At 37.7% G+C, this 18530-nt stretch carries 19 protein-coding genes; 14 read left to right on the top strand and 5 right to left on the bottom strand.

Annotated elements, in window-relative coordinates:
* Window positions 1–25: 25 nt before the first annotated feature.
* Genes O0236_RS07075 through O0236_RS07065 form a run of 3 tightly spaced genes read left to right on the top strand, consistent with a single transcriptional unit; the run spans window position 26 to window position 2980 of the window.
* Entirely contained in the window at window positions 26–1111 is a 1086-nt protein-coding gene (locus O0236_RS07075; protein ID WP_268913929.1) for a methionine ABC transporter ATP-binding protein, read from the top strand.
* Window positions 1111–1809, top strand: coding sequence for a methionine ABC transporter permease (locus O0236_RS07070; protein ID WP_268913930.1), 699 nt, complete (start codon window positions 1111–1113; stop codon window positions 1807–1809). Before O0236_RS07075 ends, O0236_RS07070 begins: the two co-directional genes overlap by 1 nt.
* 25 nt (window positions 1810–1834) lie before the next feature.
* Window positions 1835–2980: an ArgE/DapE family deacylase gene (locus O0236_RS07065; RefSeq protein ID WP_268913931.1), complete on the top strand. Its 1146-nt coding sequence runs from the start codon at window positions 1835–1837 to the stop codon at window positions 2978–2980.
* 52 nt (window positions 2981–3032) lie between these two features.
* Here the strand turns inward: O0236_RS07065 and O0236_RS07060 are convergent, their stop codons facing one another.
* Complete coding sequence (locus tag O0236_RS07060) at window positions 3033–3749, bottom strand: DUF975 family protein (RefSeq protein ID WP_268913932.1); 717 nt, start codon at window positions 3747–3749, stop codon at window positions 3033–3035.
* Between the two features lie 281 nt (window positions 3750–4030).
* On the opposite strand from O0236_RS07060, the gene O0236_RS07055 reads away from it, so the two are divergent.
* Genes O0236_RS07055 through O0236_RS07045 form a run of 3 tightly spaced genes read left to right on the top strand, consistent with a single transcriptional unit; the run spans window position 4031 to window position 8438 of the window.
* Complete coding sequence (locus O0236_RS07055) at window positions 4031–6145, top strand: cation:proton antiporter (protein ID WP_268913933.1); 2115 nt, start codon at window positions 4031–4033, stop codon at window positions 6143–6145.
* Between the two features lie 33 nt (window positions 6146–6178).
* The gene (locus O0236_RS07050; protein WP_268913934.1) at window positions 6179–8035 is read left to right on the top strand and encodes a cation:proton antiporter family protein; all 1857 of its coding nucleotides are present in this window, start codon (window positions 6179–6181) and stop codon (window positions 8033–8035) included.
* A 22-nt stretch (window positions 8036–8057) separates the two neighbouring features.
* Window positions 8058–8438: a DUF1694 domain-containing protein gene (locus O0236_RS07045; RefSeq protein WP_268913935.1), complete on the top strand. Its 381-nt coding sequence runs from the start codon at window positions 8058–8060 to the stop codon at window positions 8436–8438.
* A gap of 54 nt (window positions 8439–8492) precedes the next feature.
* Here O0236_RS07045 and O0236_RS07040 read toward each other — a convergent pair whose 3' ends face one another.
* Complete coding sequence (locus O0236_RS07040; protein WP_268913936.1) at window positions 8493–9413, bottom strand: NADP-dependent oxidoreductase; 921 nt, start codon at window positions 9411–9413, stop codon at window positions 8493–8495.
* Window positions 9414–9590: 177 nt separating this feature from the next.
* Entirely contained in the window at window positions 9591–11330 is a 1740-nt protein-coding gene (locus tag O0236_RS07035) for a thiamine pyrophosphate-dependent enzyme (RefSeq protein ID WP_268913937.1), read from the bottom strand.
* 265 nt (window positions 11331–11595) lie between these two features.
* Here O0236_RS07035 and O0236_RS07030 point away from each other — a divergent pair, with 265 nt between their 5' ends.
* Window positions 11596–12126 (top strand): cysteine hydrolase family protein, encoded by a 531-nt coding sequence (locus O0236_RS07030; protein WP_268913938.1) that lies wholly within the window; start codon window positions 11596–11598, stop codon window positions 12124–12126.
* Window positions 12127–12151: 25 nt separating this feature from the next.
* On the opposite strand, the gene O0236_RS07025 is transcribed toward O0236_RS07030, so the two are convergent.
* The gene (locus tag O0236_RS07025) at window positions 12152–12583 is read right to left on the bottom strand and encodes a hypothetical protein (RefSeq protein ID WP_268913939.1); all 432 of its coding nucleotides are present in this window, start codon (window positions 12581–12583) and stop codon (window positions 12152–12154) included.
* Window positions 12584–12620: 37 nt separating this feature from the next.
* Window positions 12621–12905 carry a putative quinol monooxygenase gene (locus O0236_RS07020; RefSeq protein ID WP_268913940.1) on the bottom strand — a complete coding sequence of 95 codons (285 nt, stop codon included), beginning with the start codon at window positions 12903–12905 and terminating at the stop codon, window positions 12621–12623.
* Between the two features lie 168 nt (window positions 12906–13073).
* Between O0236_RS07020 and O0236_RS07015 the strand changes: the two genes are divergently transcribed.
* From O0236_RS07015 to folP, 7 genes are all read left to right on the top strand, one after another.
* Window positions 13074–13817 carry a tyrosine-protein phosphatase gene (locus O0236_RS07015; RefSeq protein WP_268913941.1) on the top strand — a complete coding sequence of 248 codons (744 nt, stop codon included), beginning with the start codon at window positions 13074–13076 and terminating at the stop codon, window positions 13815–13817.
* Window positions 13818–14005: 188 nt separating this feature from the next.
* Window positions 14006–14374: a dihydroneopterin aldolase gene (folB, locus tag O0236_RS07010; protein ID WP_268913942.1), complete on the top strand. Its 369-nt coding sequence runs from the start codon at window positions 14006–14008 to the stop codon at window positions 14372–14374.
* Window positions 14364–14855 (top strand): 2-amino-4-hydroxy-6-hydroxymethyldihydropteridine diphosphokinase, encoded by a 492-nt coding sequence (gene folK / locus O0236_RS07005; RefSeq protein ID WP_268913943.1) that lies wholly within the window; start codon window positions 14364–14366, stop codon window positions 14853–14855. The genes folB and folK overlap by 11 nt, the downstream gene beginning before the upstream one ends.
* Before the next feature lies 1 nt (window position 14856).
* A complete protein-coding gene (gene folE, locus O0236_RS07000) occupies window positions 14857–15429 on the top strand; it encodes a GTP cyclohydrolase I FolE (RefSeq protein ID WP_268913944.1) in 573 nt (190 codons plus the stop codon).
* Window positions 15422–16720, top strand: a complete 1299-nt coding sequence (locus tag O0236_RS06995) for a bifunctional folylpolyglutamate synthase/dihydrofolate synthase (RefSeq protein WP_268913945.1) — start codon at window positions 15422–15424, stop codon at window positions 16718–16720. The genes folE and O0236_RS06995 overlap by 8 nt, the downstream gene beginning before the upstream one ends.
* On the top strand, window positions 16704–17312 hold the full coding sequence (locus tag O0236_RS06990) for a non-canonical purine NTP pyrophosphatase (RefSeq protein ID WP_268913946.1): 609 nt from the start codon (window positions 16704–16706) through the stop codon (window positions 17310–17312). The genes O0236_RS06995 and O0236_RS06990 overlap by 17 nt, the downstream gene beginning before the upstream one ends.
* Window positions 17302–18432, top strand: coding sequence for a dihydropteroate synthase (gene folP / locus O0236_RS06985; protein WP_268913947.1), 1131 nt, complete (start codon window positions 17302–17304; stop codon window positions 18430–18432). The genes O0236_RS06990 and folP overlap by 11 nt, the downstream gene beginning before the upstream one ends.
* The last annotated feature ends 98 nt before the right edge of the window (window positions 18433–18530 follow it).

Here is an 18530-nt window from a genome sequence, read left to right as displayed (position 1 = left end):
TTAGAAAGTAGCTTGAGGTGAGTTAATGAGTGAGACAGTAATTAAGTTAGATAATATTGATGTCTTCTTTGATAAAGGCAAAGAGGCTGATCAAATCAAAGCAGTTCAAAATGTTTCTTTAGAAGTAGAAAAGGGCGATATTTACGGAGTTGTTGGTTATTCTGGAGCCGGAAAGTCGACATTGGTTCGAGTAATCAATTTACTGCAGATTCCAACCAATGGAACCATCACGATAAATGGTAAAGTTATCTTCTCCAATCAGGCTGGCAAACAAACAATGTTGAGTGCCAAAGAATTACGAGAAGAACGTCGCGGAATTGGAATGATTTTTCAACACTTTAATTTATTAGAGGAAAGAACCGTCATTGAAAACGTTAAGTTCGCTTTACGTCACAGCCATTTAAAAGAAAAAGAAATTGATGAGCGAGCGCAAGAGCTATTAGACTTAGTGGATCTTGGTGATCGTGGAGACGCATATCCTGCACAATTATCAGGTGGCCAACAGCAAAGAGTCGCAATTGCTCGGGCACTTGCTAATAAGCCTGATATTCTAATTTCTGATGAGGCTACTTCTGCTTTGGATCCAAAGAACACTACACAAATTTTGGAATTACTTGCTCGTCTTAATAAAGAATTAGGATTAACTATTGTCCTGATTACCCATGAGATGGACGCAGTGAAGAAAGTGGCCAACAAAGTTGCTGTGATGAGTGCTGGCCAAATTATCGAACGAGGCAGTTTGTTGGATATCTTCACAAATTCTCAATCTGAGTTAACTAAGGAACTAGTCGGAACAGAACAAAATTCACAGGATGCTCTATCTATTTTAAGAAAGTCTCAAAACACCGATGCTAAAAACACAACGATCTTGAAACTAACTTACGAGGGTAATTCAACTAGTGATCCAATCGTTACTAAGTTATATTCAGAATTTGGTGTTCAAGCTAGTATTATCTATGGCAATGTGGAGTTATTAAGAGATACTCCTGTCGGCACGTTGTATGTGGTGGTTTCAGGGGATGATGATAGTAGAAGAAAAGCTATCGATTACTTACACACTGCTGGAGTTCAAGCAACAGAAATATCGTTATCTGAAGGAAGTGACAAATAATGGATTGGATCGCACACGTTTTACCAAACGTTGTTAGTTTGGGATGGTCAGGAGATGACGGTTGGTTAACTTCAATTGGTCAGACGCTATTTATGACATTTTGGTCCGCTATTTTTGGCGGTATCTTAGGTTTGATATTTGGGATTGGCCTAGTATTAACTGACGAACACGGTATTAAAGCTAACCGCGTCTGGTTTAATATTTTTGATAAAATTGTTTCAATTTTTAGAGCTATTCCTTTCATTATTCTGTTGGCATTTATTGCCCCAGTTACACAAGAAATCGTGGGTACTCAAATTGGGACTACAGCCGCATTAGTGCCACTTTCGCTTGGGGTATTTCCTTTCTATGCTCGTCAGGTGCAAGTTGCCTTGTCTGGAGTTGACCATGGTAAGATTGAGGCTGCTCAATCAGTAGGTGCTAGTTTTTGGGATCTTGTATTTGACGTTTATTTACAAGAGGCTCGTTCAGAACTAGTTCGAGTAACTACTGTAACTCTAATCAGTTTGATTGGCTTGACCGCCATGGCAGGAGCTATCGGTGCCGGTGGACTAGGAAATACAGCGATTGCATATGGTTACAACCGATTTTCAAATGATGTGACCTGGATCGCGACCTTACTAGTTTTACTATTTGTTTTAGTAGTTCAACTAGTTGGCGATTTTCTTGCCAAAAAGTTGGATCATCAAAGTCGCTAAGATATTTTGATGGGAGATAGTTTATTTGAAACAGGCAGAAAAAATTGATATTTTAAAACAGTTAGTCGAAATTAATTCGGTTAATGGTAATGAACTCACAGTGTCCAAATTCATTGCTGATAAATTAGCCGAACATCATATTGATAGTACGATCGATGCTTTTGGAGAACATCGAGCTAACTTGGTGGCTGAAATTGGGGATGCTCAAGACACGCGAGTTTTGGCATTTGAGGGTCATCAAGATACAGTGGCTTTAGGTGATGAAGATAAATGGACGCACGAACCTTTAAAATTCACTGTAGATGGTGATAAGGCATTTGGCCGCGGGACTGCTGATATGAAAAGTGGTTTGGCTGCTCAAGTGATTGCCATTATTGAACTTGTTGAAGAGAATGTGCCCATCAGTGGCAAAGTTCGTCTAATTGCTACAGCAGGAGAAGAATATGGTACTCCTGGGGCAAATCGTTTAAACGAACAGGGAATTGCTAAAGACGTTTCGGCCATGTTGGTTGGGGAGCCAACTGGCGGTGAAGTGATCTTTGCTCATTCGGGGAGTTTGAATTATCAGGTCAAAAGTTATGGTAAGGCTGTGCATAGTTCTGCCCCAGAAAAGGGAATTAATGCAATTAACGGTATTGTTCAATATATCAACCGGGAAAACTCGTTATTTGATGAAGTCGAAGAAGATAAATATTTGGGACCAGTCAAGCACAGTGTGACCTTGATCAAGGGTGGAGATCAAGTGAACATTATTCCTGATTACGCGGAAATCTACGGAAACATTCGCCCCACGCTGAAATTCGATAATGCTCATGTCATTGATCGAATCAATCAGGTCGTTGAACGAATTAATAAAGACACCCAGTATCAATTAGAGTTTTCAATAATTCATAATTTTTATCCGGTTGAAACTGATCCGGATAATGATTTCATCAGATTAGTTATGGATTCTGCCAAATCAAATTATCTTGATCGTCAACCTAAGCTATCAATTATTAATGGTGCCACTGATGCCAGTGTGTTCATTCAATCTAATTCTGATATGCCAGTGGCAATTTTAGGACCAGATGCATGGAGTGAAGCTCACCAAATTGATGAATACACAACGTTGACTAGTTTTTTTGAAACGATTAAGACGTATAAAACTATTGCGACAAAATACTTTGCATAATAAAAGAGCTTAGTTATTTCTAACTTGAAATAACTAAGCTCTTTTTTGTTGATTATTCGATTGGTGGATCAATTGGTGTTACTGGCTCTTCTTGAGCTTGAGCAGGATTATCGATAAATTCTGAGTAAAACTTAGCTTTTGCAAGCCAGTAGTAAGGATAAACCCAGATACCTAGAATTCCAGCCGTGATACTGGTTAAGATGATCCATCCAAAAAAGCTGAAATCAAAAACGAATAAGAACCATTTTTTACCATTCATTCTGTGACGACTTTCAGTGATGGCTTCCAAGTAACCCATTTTTTCACCACGTTTGATAGCATCACGATAAATGAACACAGCTTGAGAATAAGAATATCCTTTAATGATACCAGGGAAGATTAGCAATAAACTCCAAAGAAAAACAAAAATGGCAATTAAAATATTAATTACGACCCAGCCAATGAAATATTGGCCATTATCAAAGATAGAAAAAGTTTTTTGCATTGGTTCTGTTTGATCAGTTTCACCACGGGTAATATCTATCATGGTGAACATGGCACTGGTCTTAAACATGGAAGCAATTACTGAAATTAAAAATGCAATGCCCAACCAAGTTGATACTACCGGATCCGGATCACCTACATTACTGAATTGGTACCAACTGCTGATTCCTTGACTTAGGATTAAGGCTAACAAAGCACAAATAATCAAAATCACATAAAATCTGAAATGTTGATTTAATTCCTTTTTTGCCCATTCCTTAATGGTAATTCTGTTAACTGCTGACATTTAAACACCTCCTAATTGATATGTGAACCAACATAATCGTACCAGTGGTATTTGTGATTTACAAGTTAAGCTATTTTTATCGCAATAATTATCATGAAATAGTTGAAATAATAGCTAGCAAAGCATAGAATTTAAGTCTTGATTTGGATTGCCATCTTCAATTTGTTATAGAATCAAATTGAGAGTATTCAATGAATTTAAAAAAGAGTTCGCAATAAAATATCGATGAATTATGTATTAGCAACTTCATAGTAATTAATCGGTGATTGAGAGGGAATATTATGGAATCGTTATACTTAATAGGATTGTTACTTCTAGGTGTGATTGCTGCTAACGTGGTTAAGCAATTTATTCCTAGAGTTCCGGACGCATTTATTTTTATTACCATGGGATTATTGTTGTCCTTTACACCAGCTTTTAATGGTTTTGAATTGGAACCCGAATTTTTCATGTTAGTTATTATCGCACCATTAATGTTTGTGGATGGACAAAGGCAGTCATTTAGAAAAATCAGACAAAAGTTTAGTACGATTTTTCTGTTATCTGTTGTTTTAATCATAGGTACAATATTAATCGTCGGAATTTTGACAAATTTAGTTGAAACGCAATGGACATTACCTTTAGCAATTGCCTTGGTTGCCGTTGTAACGCCAACGGATGCCGTGGCTGTTAAATCATTGACAAGTGATAATGGTCGTGAAATGCCTGGTGGCGTCGGTGACGTATTGGAATTAGAATCATTATTTAATGATGCCACTGGTTTGGTAATGTTAGATTTAGCGCTATCGGTTTTACAAAAAGGCTCGTTTTCGCTATTTACCGGACTAAGCCATTTCCTTTTCGTTTCTATAGGTGGTGTGGTACTAGGAATCGTTTTGGGGCTCATCATAGTTGGAGTTCGAGTATGGTTGAATGTGCATATTAACAATGCAGAAACTTCAATTATCCCCATTAGTATCATGACTCCATTCTTGGTATATATTGTTGCAGAACAGTTAGGCACTTCTGGAATTTTAGCCGTAGTGGCGACGGGAATTGTGCATAATTGGGAAGCATCACGATTACGACTGACATCTACTAGGGTTCAACTGACTTCTAGTACAATTTGGACAACGATTTCAAACGTATTGAATAGTCTGGTGTTTGTCATTTTAGGTTTATCTTTGCCCGAAGTGTGGAAAGATTTTGTGAAGATCGGTGTTCCTGGATCTATGCAGTTGTTGGGATTATCCATTTTGATTTACCTAGCAATGCTAGCGATTCGATTTATCTGGGCAATTCGAGAGGGTCAAGGGGACATCAGATCATTATTTGGCACTGCTGGAAACGCACCTCATCGACAGAATGCAAGAATATTTGCATTAGGTGGTGTTCATGGAACTATGACCTTAGCAATGGCTTTTTCATTGCCTCATTTAATCGATGGTAAAGTTTTCCCATTTCGTGAAGAATTAATTTTGGTTGCAACACTAGTCATTTTAATCAGTATGTTATCTAGTGCCATTATGCTACCTCGAGTTATGCCAAAAGGGACGGCTGCTTATTCTGCAGATGATATTGCTCACGTCAGAAGTAAGATGGTCGATTATGCAACCTTGCAAATCAGATCACAGATTAGTGATCATGCGGTCCGTGAGGAGCTAACGTCTCAATTACAGACACAAAAGGGCTGGACTATTAGTTCTGTCACGGATGATAAATTTCAGACGCTTTTAGATGATACTAAAGACTATATTCGTAATTATATTCACAGCGACGCTGTGGGTGATAAGTATGGTACAGAAGTGATCAATATCTATGATAATGCGATTAATCATTGGAACTCAGGTTTGAAAAATAAGCGCACCTTTAAACATGAATTGCATGTTTTGAAAAAGCAATACAAACATGCTAAATGGCATATTGTTAATGGAGTAGTGACTCCTAAACAACGTCAGCGTTCACGTGAACAATTTAAGGCTACCAAATCGCCAGAAGAATGGGCGAAGTGGAAAAATATTCGTGGTGCTGTGATTGCCTTGAATAATGAAGTGTTGGAGCAAACGGATACGTACTTAGATGGTATTTTGAAGTCTCGATTAGAAGCATTTCAAAGTGACAATACCTATGTGTATGATGTTCGTCAGGCGGTCAATGAATACCTTAACCGAATTAGTCACGAATATAAGCAAAAGTCTGTGAATGTTGATAGTGACCTTTACATTCAGGCTTTTCAATTTGAATACAACTTTGTCCAACAAGCTAGTTCAACTGGCAGATTACCTAGAACATTAATTAGTGCTTTATATAGTGAGATCAATCAAGCTCAAGCACTTCAATTACATCAATTAGAGGAATTGAGTACGATCAATACTGAAGACCAGGAATTAGCTACGAGCCAAATTGAAAATAATTAGTTTACTATAATCAGTGTGTCGCGGGGGTTCGTTATGAATCAGTTATCATTAGTGTTAATATTGTTGGCTGCTTTGATCATTCCTTTGGTAATGGCCAAGTATCGGGTGACATTTTTACCTACAGCGGTAGTGGAAATTATTGTTGGAATTATTTTAGGCCCCAGCTTACTTAACTTAATTCACAGTAATTCAACGTTGAACTTGCTGCAAAACGTTGGAGTCATCGTTCTGTTATTCTTAAGTGGGATGGAAATCGATTTTAGTCTATTTAAAAAACGCCGGAATAATTTATCAGTATTGGAACAACGAGATAAGCAATCAGAATCTAAGTACTCTGTAGTGTTTTTGGCAGTTCTTAGTTATGCATCGATTGTTTTAATGTCCGTTATTCTAGCGATAATCATTAGTCAGTTGGGATTGTTTAAAGATGTTTATTTAACCTCGATTCTCTTTATGACGGTTTCGTTAGGAATTGTTATCGCTGCCCTCAAAGAAAATGAATTATTAAGCAAGCCATTTGGACAAACTATTTTGCTGATTGCCGCACTTGGTGAAGTTGTGCCGATGGTCGGTTTGACATTTTACGCTGCAACATATGGCGATAATACAAAATCATTGTGGTTGTTGTTATTAATTTTGTTGGTAGCGGCAGGATTGTTTTGGCGGTTCAAAAGTTTCTTTAGAATGTTTGATCGAATCAATAAGTCAACCACTCAATTGGACGTTAGGCTTGCTTTCTTCATGATTGTTACCTTAGTCACGGTTGCTGAATCTGTTGGCGCAGAAGGAATTTTAGGCGCTTTTTTAGCTGGAATCGTAATCAAATTATTGGATCCCCATGAGGAGACCAAGGTCAGACTTGATTCAATTGGCTACGGTTTCTTTATTCCGATTTTCTTCATTATGAGTGGCGTCGGATTAAATTTGCGGTCGTTACTACAAAATCCCCAAATATTAATGATGATTCCTGTCTTGTTCATCGGGTATGTATTGAGTAAAAGTCTACTAGTGCTGGTGCTTAAGCTAAGATTCAAGACAGCCAATGCAGTCGCTGGTACTTCGATGTCAGTTACCACAATTACTGTGGTTTTGGCAGTTTTGCAGGTGGCAACTCATCTTAGAAGAATTACGGCGCAACAGTCGGGCGCTTTTTTGCTGGCTGCCATAATCACTTGTGTACTGGGACCTTTTATTTTTAATAAACTTTATTCTGCAGAGCAAGAAGATTTGCGTAAAACTAGGGTTCACATTATTGGCACTAATTTAACCACTGTCCCAGTCGCTCAGCAACTTTCTAAGGGATGGTATGATGTGATGATGTTTACGGAAACGCCACTGAATTATCGAGCTTTTAACAGTGAAGTTTCGGTGAAATTATTGGATAATTTAGAGACTGGTTATTTAATGAAGAGCGGTGTATTTGATACTGATGTGTTAGTTATTAGCAAAATAAACTCGAATAAAAATTACGAAATCGCTAAGGCCGCAAAAGCTTACGGTGTTCGTCGAGTGATTGTTAGATTTGAGGATCGTGATATTTTAAATCAGCGACAGGATAATTTGGCTTCGTTGGGGATTGAACTTTACAACACGCCAGATGTTAATATCAGCGTGCTGCGTTCGCTAATTGAAACCCCAGCGACAATGCAACTACTGAATTCAACTGATACCAGTGTTTATGAAGTTACATTACGAAACCGCAAATATACCGATATTCAAGTCAGAAACTTACCATTTATTGATCGGGTTACAATTACTCAAATTTTTCGGGATAAAAGATTTATTCGGCCAACTGGTGGGACATCTTTGAAGAAAAATGATAGAATCATCTTTACTAGCTCTAAAGACGATGCACCAAATATTCGTCAAGAACTTGGTAAGTTGAATTAACAAAAGGTTAGGAAGGTAAAAAATGGCTGAAAATACTGAAGATTTTATTCGCCAGCATGCATTTGGTAACCCTCAATTAAAGCCTGATGAAAAACGGGCATTTTTAGGCAATTTTCGAGAACGAGTTGCTTTAGCATTAACAATTGCTGAGCTAAATAATTCTAAAACACCTGAAATGGTCGTTGGCATTCTCAGAGGTTATCCAGAGTATCGGATGTATCTTAATGGTAAGATGGCTGATTCGATGATTAACCAATACATGAAACTGGCGATTGCCGAAAATTATCAATTTACAATTCTGGTTCAAAACGGTGTTAGGGTTGAGCAAAAGGTTTCAATGCGCGATTTTGGATTAGTAATTGCTTCTCCAACGGATAAAATAAAGAAAAGAGTTACGTTTTAATAGAAAAAGGATTAACTTTCAATTTAATGAGAGTTAATCCTTTTTTTGTTTTAACTAGGCATTCTTGGAAATAATCACACGACCATCATGTGGTTCTTCAAGAATTTGATGTCCCTTTTGGACGCCACTTAAGCTAAATGGTAATACATTGCCGATTTTAATAGATAGTTTATTATCAGCCATTAAGTCCACAATATCTTGCAATGCGGTTGCATCTGATATTTCGCTGGTAGGAGAGACGTGTTTGAAGGTTATAGGTTTGGTTGTTTCTGGCTCATCCATCGCGACACTTGCGATGACACCATTAGGTTTAACCATGGCAACGTCTTCGTCGCCACCAGCACCATTCATTGCTGAATTGATGACTACATCAGCTTTATCCTTTAGTACTTCAGCTGGAGAATCTTGATCGTAAGCAACATATTCGCTAACCCCCAGTGATTTTACGTAATCGGCATTTTTACTTGAGCCAATACCGATGACGTGGGCGCCAAGGCCTTCCGCAAGTTGAGCAGCAACTGATCCAACACCACCAGAAGCTCCTTTGACAATAACTGTTTGACCTGATTGAACATTACCAAAGAAGTGAAGAGTTTTGTAAGCTGTTATCCCAGCCGTAACGACTGCTGCAGCATCTTCAAATGAGACGTTTTCAGGAAGTCTAACAGTGTTTGCTTCGCTACTTGTAGCAAATTCAGCATAGGCATGATGGCCATGCGCAACAACGCGGTCACCAGGTTTGAATTTAGAAACTTCAGAACCAACTGATTTCACCACACCAGCTACATCGCGACCTGGGATGATTTGTTTATTGGTTTCACCAAACACACCGGCACGTTGAGAACGCTCAAAATTATTTAAACCAAAAACTTCAGTTTGAATTAAAATATCGGTATCTTTTAAAGTTGGGGTGGGCACGTCGTATTCGGTAAATACGTCTGGGCCACCGTTATGATCGTATCCAAAAGCTTGCATATTAAAAATCCCCCTGTCTAAGTTACTTAATAAATTGTATGGTAAGGAATAAATGATTACAAGAATATTGATTCCATAGAAATTAACGTTCTTTTATATAAAATAAGCAATGAGATCGATTTAACCGAAGACATTGCTTATTGTTTGTTATGTTTTAGAACAGATTTTATTTAACAGTTATTCTTCTAGTAAATCTTGGAGGGCAGGCTGATCAAATAGATTAGCTGTCCGATTAAAGTTATCGATAGTTTCTTGGTCAAATTGAGTTGGATCTATTGGCATAAAACTAGTATCAGCTGGGTCCACATTCTTGATCTTGGCATCAATCACGATTGGTTTGGTATTACCTGACTTTTGCAACTGATCGATTTCCGTGAAAGCATTATTTAATGACGCAATATCAGTGACTTTTAAGCCGATTGCGCCCATGCTATCAGCAAATCCAGCCCAATCAGCACCAATAAAGTTAATACCATAAGGATCTTGATTTGCCGAGATCTTTTCGTGTTGAATAAAACCAAAAGCCTTGTTTTCTAAGACCACATTAATGATTGGCATTTCATATTGAACTTGGGTTAATAGATCTTGCATCACCATTGAAAAACCACCATCACCGGCAATGTTGAATACTTGGCGATCAGGATAGCTTAGTTTGCCAGCAATCGCTGCTGGGAGACCATAACCCATTGTTCCAAACCAAGATGACATAGTCATTTTTTGTTGCTTATTGAATGGTAATTGGCGAATAGCCCACATGAGGTTGTTACCAACGTCTAGGCCAAAGACTGCATCGTCTGCAGAATTATCTTTGATAGCTCGGATAACAGCTTCGGGTGCTAAGCCTTCACTTTCATCATCAGCAATTTTATCTAACCACTTGTCCCAGTTTCGTTTATCAGCTTGGGCGGCTTTTAGGAATGGGGTAGTTGGAATTGGTTCGCCAATTTTATTAAGAGCTTGGAAAAATTGTTTGCCATCCGCCAGAATAGCTAGATCAACATCTCTTTGCTTGCCCAGGTCTTCCAGTGAATTATTGATTTGAACGAATTTGATTCCTTGAGGTAAGAATCGACTAAATGGATAATTGGTTCCAGCGAGGATAATCAAATCAGCGGCTTGTGAAACTTCAAAAGCTGGTTTAGTGCCTAGTCGTCCTCTTGAACCCATGAAGTTAGGGTGATCAGTAGGGATGACACCAGTTGCTGGAGCAGTAGTCAAAACAGGAATGCTGAACTTTTCAGAAAAGGTAACGACCTCTTCTTGAGCGTCTTTCATACCTAGTCCTGCCCAAAGTACTGGGTGTTTGGCTTCTTTAATCATACTGTAAACGTCGTTAACAGCCTGTGAATCGATCACTTGCTTGGCAACGCCATTAATCACATTAGCAGATTTATATGGAACATACTCAATTTCTTCAGCAGACAGATTGTCCGGAATAATTACCACTGCAGGTGCCTTATGCTGATAAGCATAACGAATCGCTTGATCCATTATGTAAGGAATTTGCTCTGGGTTGGTAGCTTGTTTATGAAAATCAGTTAGGTCAGCAAACATTGGATCTTGATCCATTTCCTGGAAGAAATAGGTGTTCATGATTGGAGTGGCTGACTGACCAATGATGGCAACCACTGGAGCGTGATCCATCTTGGCATCGTACAAACCATTGAATAGGTGGGTGGCGCCAGGGCCGGCAGAACCAAAACTAACACCAACTTTACCTGTTAATTTGGCATCAGCAGTAGCCGCAAGAGCACCGACTTCTTCATGACGAACTTGAATATATTTGATATGGTCTCTTTCTTGATATAGACCATCAACTGTATTATTAATTGAATCGGCTGTAATACCATAAATATGATCAACATCCCAGCTCTCTAATACTTTTGCTAAGGCTTGACCAGCTGTCATTTTTGTCATAATGATTCACTCCTAAATTCGGATTGGCTTACTTTTTGTAAGTCCGTATGTAAATGTACTACGATCGAATTGAAAATGCAATCCTTATTTCACAAACTTGTGAAAATTATTTCAAATTTCTGAATCGATAGCGGTTTATCATACATGAAGATTGTGAAATTAACTTAATTTTCTAATACTCAGTGCCATATATTATTTTTAACGATGGTTCTATGATATCTTTATTGAAAATAAAAATTATTTTCTGATAATTGAGGAGATTCTAATGAAATCAGCTGTATTAGTAATTGATGTGACAAATGATTTTTTAACTGGCTCACTGAAAAATGATCGGGCATTGAAAACGATTCAACCAATTAAAGAATTGTTAGGCAGAGCTCATCAACAGGCGGTACCGGTAATTTATGTTTCAGATGCCCATTACAAAGAAGATCATGAATTCGAAATTTGGGGTCAACACAGTATGAAAGGGACGTGGGGCGGCCAAATTACAGAAGAGCTAGCTCCTAAAGCGGACGACTATACATTTGAAAAACGGACTTATAGCGCCTTTTTTCAGACGGGATTAGATTCACTTCTTAGAGATTTACAAGTTGATAATGTAATTTTGACAGGAGTGGTAACTAACATTTGTATTCAACATTCGGCTGCCGATGCGTGCTTTAGAGGGTATGAAATAACAATTCCCAAAGAAACTACTGAAGCTTTAAATGATGACGATTATGAATATGCGCTTAACTATGTTCAAAATATGTACGGAGCAAAGATCACATCATTATCAGATACATTAAACTAAAAAGAGCTTAGCCGGATAATATCGGCTAAGCTTCTTTACTTACAATGGGAATGAAGAATTTTTCTATAATTCCTTGTGGGGAAAGTTGTTCTAATGAAAAATTATCACTGATGGCGTATTGTTTGGACATGCCAACTTCGCTGTACATGACGCTGATTTCTTGATCAGCTGCCTCCCGATTTGAAGTCGTGATAGTGAATTCTGCATAATCACCTTCGGGCACATCAAAGGTGATATTACTATCGTTGTTAGATGTTCCCAATATATAAACCGAGTCACCGGCTTCACTGTAATTAACTGCGAACAAAGGTTGATCAATATCTGAATAATCGAAATTGTTTAATGCTGTCTGTTTCTCTTGGCTGATTACGCTAAGATCAGTATCAACAGGATCAGATAGGTGTGATTGTGTTCCTGAAATTGTTAGACTATTTAGGTGAACAATTGAAAATGACATTTTATTTCTCTTTCGTGATTAAATTCATAGATATTTTTTACTCAGCATCCATGCGAATGATTACTGGATCAGATGTCAAAAAATCTCCAATACCATTTAAAAATTTTTGGAAATGTTCGGTATCATTATGCGAAGCAATGGCGGCTTCGTCCTGCCAATGTTCAATAATCTCGTAATTTACATCGGAGTCAGTAGCCTTAAAATGATCATAACTGATATTTCCTTCCTCTTGACGAGATTTAGATACTAATTCATTAATAAAAGCTTCGTACTCAGATTGCTTACCAGGAATAACTGATAATTCAACGTTAATTACTTTCATTTGGCACACCTCTTTAATTAATTTGATCACAAAAATAATACCGCATTTTATAGATTTTGGAAAAGACAAAGCCTTTCTTTTAAAAACTAGTGTTAAACAAACTGTTATGTTAAATAAGTCATGTTAAAATTACACCATACGGAAACTGACTAAGGATAGGTGACAAGGATGACACAAGAAATTACTAATTTTCGGTCGTTAGGCGGCTACCAAGCCCAATCTGGAACGGTAAGAGAAGACAAACTTTTTAGAAGTGGGCAGTTGAACGGACTCTCTTCACAGCAAATTGACTATTTGGCTAATCAATTGAAGATTTCCCGAATTGTTGATATGCGTGGTGCCGAGGAACGAGAACAATTTCCAGATTCCACATGGGCAGATGTCAACTATCAAGCTATTGATATATTAAAAGATGCGACTAAAAATAATGCTAGCCTTAGTCGGATGATTACTAATGGCGGTAATGTGTATGACAATATGATGATGACATATGAGCAATTGGCAGATAGTAACTCCGCAATTACTGGCTATCAAAAATTTTTAAAAGATGTTTCAACTAACGATGAGCCACTGATTTTTCATTGTTTTGCTGGTAAGGATAGGACTGGGGTTGGAGCAGCACTGATTTTAAAAACTCTGGGAGTAGATGATAGTGAAATTTTTGATGATTATTTAAAAACTAATGAGTTAAGAAAGACAGCAAATCAGCAAATTCTAGATTCAATCAAGAACCAGGCAACGGATGAAGAATTGCTGGCCGTAAGCCAAGCCCTAAAGGTCAATACAGATTATTTAGCACATTTTTTTGAAACAGTTAATAATCATGCTGGAAGCTTCGAAGATTATCTTCATACGACTTTACAACTTGATAAAGATTTCGAAAATCGTATGTTTGAGATGTATGTTAAGTAAATTAAAGCGGTAATCCTTTACCTTGAAGGATTATCGCTTTAATAATTTGAATTCGTACCAATCATCATCTTCAAATATCAATACTGCTAGTGCTAATTTTAGAAAATTCAAACCGGTAATATCGTTTTTTATGTGGTAGTTTAATGCTATCATTGTAATTATTAAAATTGTGTTAGGAGAATTCACCAATGGGAAAAATTCGAATTAATAATATGAGTTTTCATACCTATAACGGTGTGCATGCTGAAGAAAAGAAATTAGGCCAACGGTTAGAAATTGATGCTGAATTAACATATCCAATTGAAACCAAAGTTCAAAATGATCGCTTAGAGGAAACTGTTAGTTACTCTGATGTCTACAAAGCAATCGAAGCATTTGTATTAAATCATAATTATGATTTAATCGAGAGCTTGGCAAATAACTTGCTCCACCAAATTTTGACCCAATTTCCTAGTTTGGAAGGGGTTAAATTAAGAATTAGAAAATATAGTGTGCCAATTGCTGGTATCTTTGATAACGTGGAAATTGAAGTGAGTGGCGGACAAGATGAAAAATAAAGCATATTTGAGTATTGGTACTAACTTGGGTGACCGGGAACAAAATCTCAAAGATGCTTTGGAATTATTGCGGAATGCTGATGTCGATGTCCAAAGGGTTTCTAAAATTTATGAAACAGAACCAGTTGGTGGTGTACCCCAGGACGATTTTTTGAACATTGCGGTTGCAGTTGATACTGATCTCAATCCCGAAGAGTTGTTGCAAGTGATTCACTCGATTGAGACTGACCTGCATCGTAAGCGATTGATTCATTGGGGTCCCAGAACAATCGATTTGGATATTTTGTACTTCAATGATGATCACATCAATACTGATAGCTTGAAGATTCCTCATCCAGAAATTCCTAACCGCAAGTTTGTTTTAGTGCCATTACTAGAAGTCCTATCACCGGATTCTAAATTATATGCGATCAATGATAGATTACTTAAAGAAACTACTGACAAAATGAACGTTCGAGTATATAAATCCGGGAGTGAATAATTTGAATGAAGAAAAAATTGAAGAATCAATAACTAGCTTATTAGAAGCGATAGGAGAAGATCCGAATCGTGAAGGATTAATAGAGACTCCCAAACGAGTTGCTAAAGCATATGCAGAAATCTTTGCCGGCTTAAATCATCGACCAGAAGAATTTACTGACTACAAAATCTTTCATGTGGATGAAGACCCAGAAATGATTTTGGTACAACAAATTCCATTTTATTCGATGTGTGAACATCATTTACTACCTTTTTTTGGCGTGGCCAATGTGGCTTACGTTCCAGAAGACGGCAAGGTGATCGGCATCAGTAAAATTCCTCGTTTAGTGGAATTTGTATCTAAGCGTCCTGGCATGCAGGAAAAGGTGACTACCCAAATCGTTGATGAATTAGAGGAAATTTTGCATCCCCAAGGAATCGCTGTTTCCTTGTCTGCCCGACACATGTGTATGGAAATGCGTGGCATCAATCGTGATGGATTGTCAACTTATACTTCCAAATTCACAGGTGTATTTAAAGACGATCGTGATTTAAAAAATGAATTTTTACGGCAAACGGAGAATCAGCGTGGCTAAATTAACGTACGAAAAGTTAATCGAACAACTTAATCAACAAATGTTGGCAGCTAATACGGATCGCGTAGCATTGCTGCGCCGCGTTCTAGATAATCTTGGGCATCCGGAGCAACACTATCGAGTTATGCACTTGGCCGGTACGAATGGTAAAGGATCAACTGGAACGATGCTAGCACAAACTTTAATCAATGCTGGTTACCAAATTGGACATTTTGCCAGTCCCGCATTAAATGATGCTAAAGAACAAATTGTCATCAACAATAAAATGATTAATGGTGATGAATTTGTTGATACATATAAAAGAATCGTTTCGCAATTACCATCAGATATTACCCCTAATGATATTTCTGTTTTTGAGTGGTTTGTTCTGATAATGTTGCAATATTTTGCTGACCAACAGGTTGATTGGGCAATTATTGAGGCAGGTCTAGGTGGCTTAAATGATGCAACTAACGCGATAAGTGCACCTTTGATTACCATTTTTACCCATATCGATTATGATCATATGAACATCCTTGGAAAAACCATCGCAGAGATCGCCACTAACAAAGCACAGATCATCAAGTCCGACACCACTGTGTTTGTAGCCCCTAATCAACATGATGAGGCCATAAAGAGGATTGATGATACTTATCAAAAACACCATGGTAGTGAACTGATACTGACATCCAAATTGGCAGCCAATCAGGAAACATTATTCAATGGCACCCGTGTTGACATTAAGTTGGGCGAGACAGTTGTCCGAGACGTATACTTTAACTTGATTGGGGATGCTCAGTTAGATAATCTAGCCACAGTCGTCGCTGTTTATAATTGGTTGTTAAAACATGAAATGGTTGTTGGCAATGATTCGCTGATCAAAATGATGAGAGATATCCAAATTCCAGGAAGATTTCAAATTTTAGAACGTCAACCATTAGTAATTTTAGATGGGGCCCACAACGTTGATGGTGCTAGCAGACTGACCGAAACGTTAATTAACCTAAGACCAAATGGCAAGTTTATTTTTATTTTGGGATTTCTAAAAGATAAAGAATATCAAAAGATGGCTCGTATATACGATCAAATGGCTACTGAGATTATCGCTGTATCTCCTGATAATCATCAACGAGCATTAACGACAAATGAAATAGAAAAATTATTTACCAAACCAACTCAGCAAGCTGTTAATGCGCAAGTGGCGCTCAGACAGGCAAGACAGCTAGCGGATGAGAAAACGATCATTGTAGTTACCGGGTCATTTTACTTAGTGAAGGAATTGGAGAATGGATGGCATGAAAATTCCAAGTAGATTTGTAATTGCGTCAAATAATCAGGCCAAGACACAAGAATTAATTAAGTGTTTCCAGTGGTTAGGGCAGGAAGCTATTTCTTATCAGCAACTATTAGGTAAACTTAATTTTCCAGACGAGGGAACGACAAGCTATGTAGATAATGCCACGGGTAAGGCTCAGTTCGTCGCTAATCAATTGCCAGGCGAGTGGGTAGTTGGTGATGATTCAGGGATGATTTTACAGGCATATCCTAATCAACTTGGAGTCGTCACGGCTAGACAACTTAACGGCAGATATAAGACTGACGATGATTTGAACAACCTGATTATTGATCTGGTGGCTAACAAGACTAGAAAAGTGCAGATGCGTTCTTATTTGGTGGCAATTCATGGCCGGACTAAAGTATTCGCTGAGGGAGAATTTAATGGTCACATCAGTGAAGTTCCAACAGGTGATAATGGTGGTGGCTTCGACAAAATTCTTGAACCAGATGGCTATGTAAAAACCCTAGCTGAATTATCCGACAGTGAAAAAATGCCATTACTGCACCGAACAAAAGCAATCGAAAATTTGTTACAACAACTAAGGAGTCAGAATGATGCAAATTAGTGAACAACAAATTAATACCGAAAATTTATTTGTAAATGATGTCTTAGCCGATGTGCAATCCAAGAGTCAGAACTTATTTTTAAAAATCATCTCCAATGATTCACAGCAACTAGCACAAGTTCAACAATTGATTGAACAAATGGACCTGGTTCAGCAGGTTAACCAAAATGAATTATTGTTTAAAATTAAAGTGGTTAGTCTGCGGACATTGCAGGATCAGCTACAAAAAACATTTCCTAATGATGAGATCAACCAGCAAATGAGTGAAATTGTTGCTGAACAAACTATCTACTGGCAGGCTGGTAGACATCGATTCAATTTATCTGAAAAACCATTGATTTATGGTATTTTAAACATCACTCCAGATTCATTTTATGATGGTGGCCGGTATCAAGACGAATCCGCGATTAAAAATCGTATTCAGGAAATGATCAACAGTGGGGTTGATGTGATCGAAGTTGGTGGGCAGACTACTCGACCAGGTTTTAAGGAAATTTCTGCTGCTGAAGAGTTGGAGCGAATTTTACCAGTGATTCAGATGATCAAGTCTCTTAGCGATGATGTGGCTATTGCAGTGGATACTTATAAGTTCGATGTTCTGCGAAAAATTATTGATCAGATTGATATTATTAATGATGTTAATGCTTTTACTGATGACGAGCGTAAACTAGCCTTACTTAAGGATACTAACGTTGGTCTATTGACGATGCATAGTGCAAGGGCAAAGGATTATGATAATCTGACAATGGAAATGAAGCACTTCTTTGAAGATAATCTACAAGCGTTGATGAGTGCCGGTATTGATCGGGAACGAATTGCTTTAGACCAAGGAATTGGTTATGCAAAAGTTGCTGATGGTTATCAAGATTATGCAATGATGCATAATATAGATCAATTTAATTACTTAAGAAGACCCATGATGGTTGCCATTTCTAGAAAGGGATTCGGTGCCAAACTATTTGGTTTAAACAAAGATGATCGCTTGCCGGTTACCTTGGTTGCAGAATCATATATGTATCTTCATGGTGGTAGAATTCTGCGGGTCCACGATATTGATGAGACGGTTCAATTGGTGAAGATGTTGGACGTTATCGAAAACGGATACTGGTTTGGTAATTAAAGATTAAGCACATGTAAAATATGAACGCTTGTTATGAGTATTAGTGGCATTTTTTAAACAATAGACTATAATCGGTATTATTTATTATTCCGAGGAGT

The organism is Lentilactobacillus sp. SPB1-3 (genome assembly GCF_026913205.2).
GTDB classification, from domain to species: domain Bacteria; phylum Bacillota; class Bacilli; order Lactobacillales; family Lactobacillaceae; genus Lentilactobacillus; species Lentilactobacillus terminaliae.
The sequence above is the reverse complement of the archived record's forward strand: the minus strand, read 5'-3'. Positions and strand labels throughout refer to the sequence as shown.

Excerpts from the sequence above, each read along its gene's own strand:
- O0236_RS07075 (WP_268913929.1), top strand. The coding sequence starts at position 26 with ATGAGTGAGACAGTAATTAAGTTAGATAATATTGATGTCTTCTTTGAT.
- O0236_RS07070 (WP_268913930.1), top strand. The coding sequence starts at position 1,111 with ATGGATTGGATCGCACACGTTTTACCAAACGTTGTTAGTTTGGGATGG.
- O0236_RS07060 (WP_268913932.1), bottom strand. The coding sequence starts at position 3,749 with ATGTCAGCAGTTAACAGAATTACCATTAAGGAATGGGCAAAAAAGGAA.
- O0236_RS07055 (WP_268913933.1), top strand. The coding sequence starts at position 4,031 with ATGGAATCGTTATACTTAATAGGATTGTTACTTCTAGGTGTGATTGCT.
- O0236_RS07050 (WP_268913934.1), top strand. The coding sequence starts at position 6,179 with ATGAATCAGTTATCATTAGTGTTAATATTGTTGGCTGCTTTGATCATT.
- O0236_RS07045 (WP_268913935.1), top strand. The coding sequence starts at position 8,058 with ATGGCTGAAAATACTGAAGATTTTATTCGCCAGCATGCATTTGGTAAC.
- O0236_RS07040 (WP_268913936.1), bottom strand. The coding sequence starts at position 9,413 with ATGCAAGCTTTTGGATACGATCATAACGGTGGCCCAGACGTATTTACC.
- O0236_RS07035 (WP_268913937.1), bottom strand. The coding sequence starts at position 11,330 with ATGACAAAAATGACAGCTGGTCAAGCCTTAGCAAAAGTATTAGAGAGC.
- O0236_RS07030 (WP_268913938.1), top strand. The coding sequence starts at position 11,596 with ATGAAATCAGCTGTATTAGTAATTGATGTGACAAATGATTTTTTAACT.
- O0236_RS07025 (WP_268913939.1), bottom strand. The coding sequence starts at position 12,583 with ATGTCATTTTCAATTGTTCACCTAAATAGTCTAACAATTTCAGGAACA.
- O0236_RS07020 (WP_268913940.1), bottom strand. The coding sequence starts at position 12,905 with ATGAAAGTAATTAACGTTGAATTATCAGTTATTCCTGGTAAGCAATCT.
- O0236_RS07015 (WP_268913941.1), top strand. The coding sequence starts at position 13,074 with ATGACACAAGAAATTACTAATTTTCGGTCGTTAGGCGGCTACCAAGCC.
- folB (WP_268913942.1), top strand. The coding sequence starts at position 14,006 with ATGGGAAAAATTCGAATTAATAATATGAGTTTTCATACCTATAACGGT.
- folK (WP_268913943.1), top strand. The coding sequence starts at position 14,364 with ATGAAAAATAAAGCATATTTGAGTATTGGTACTAACTTGGGTGACCGG.
- O0236_RS06990 (WP_268913946.1), top strand. The coding sequence starts at position 16,704 with ATGAAAATTCCAAGTAGATTTGTAATTGCGTCAAATAATCAGGCCAAG.
- folP (WP_268913947.1), top strand. The coding sequence starts at position 17,302 with ATGCAAATTAGTGAACAACAAATTAATACCGAAAATTTATTTGTAAAT.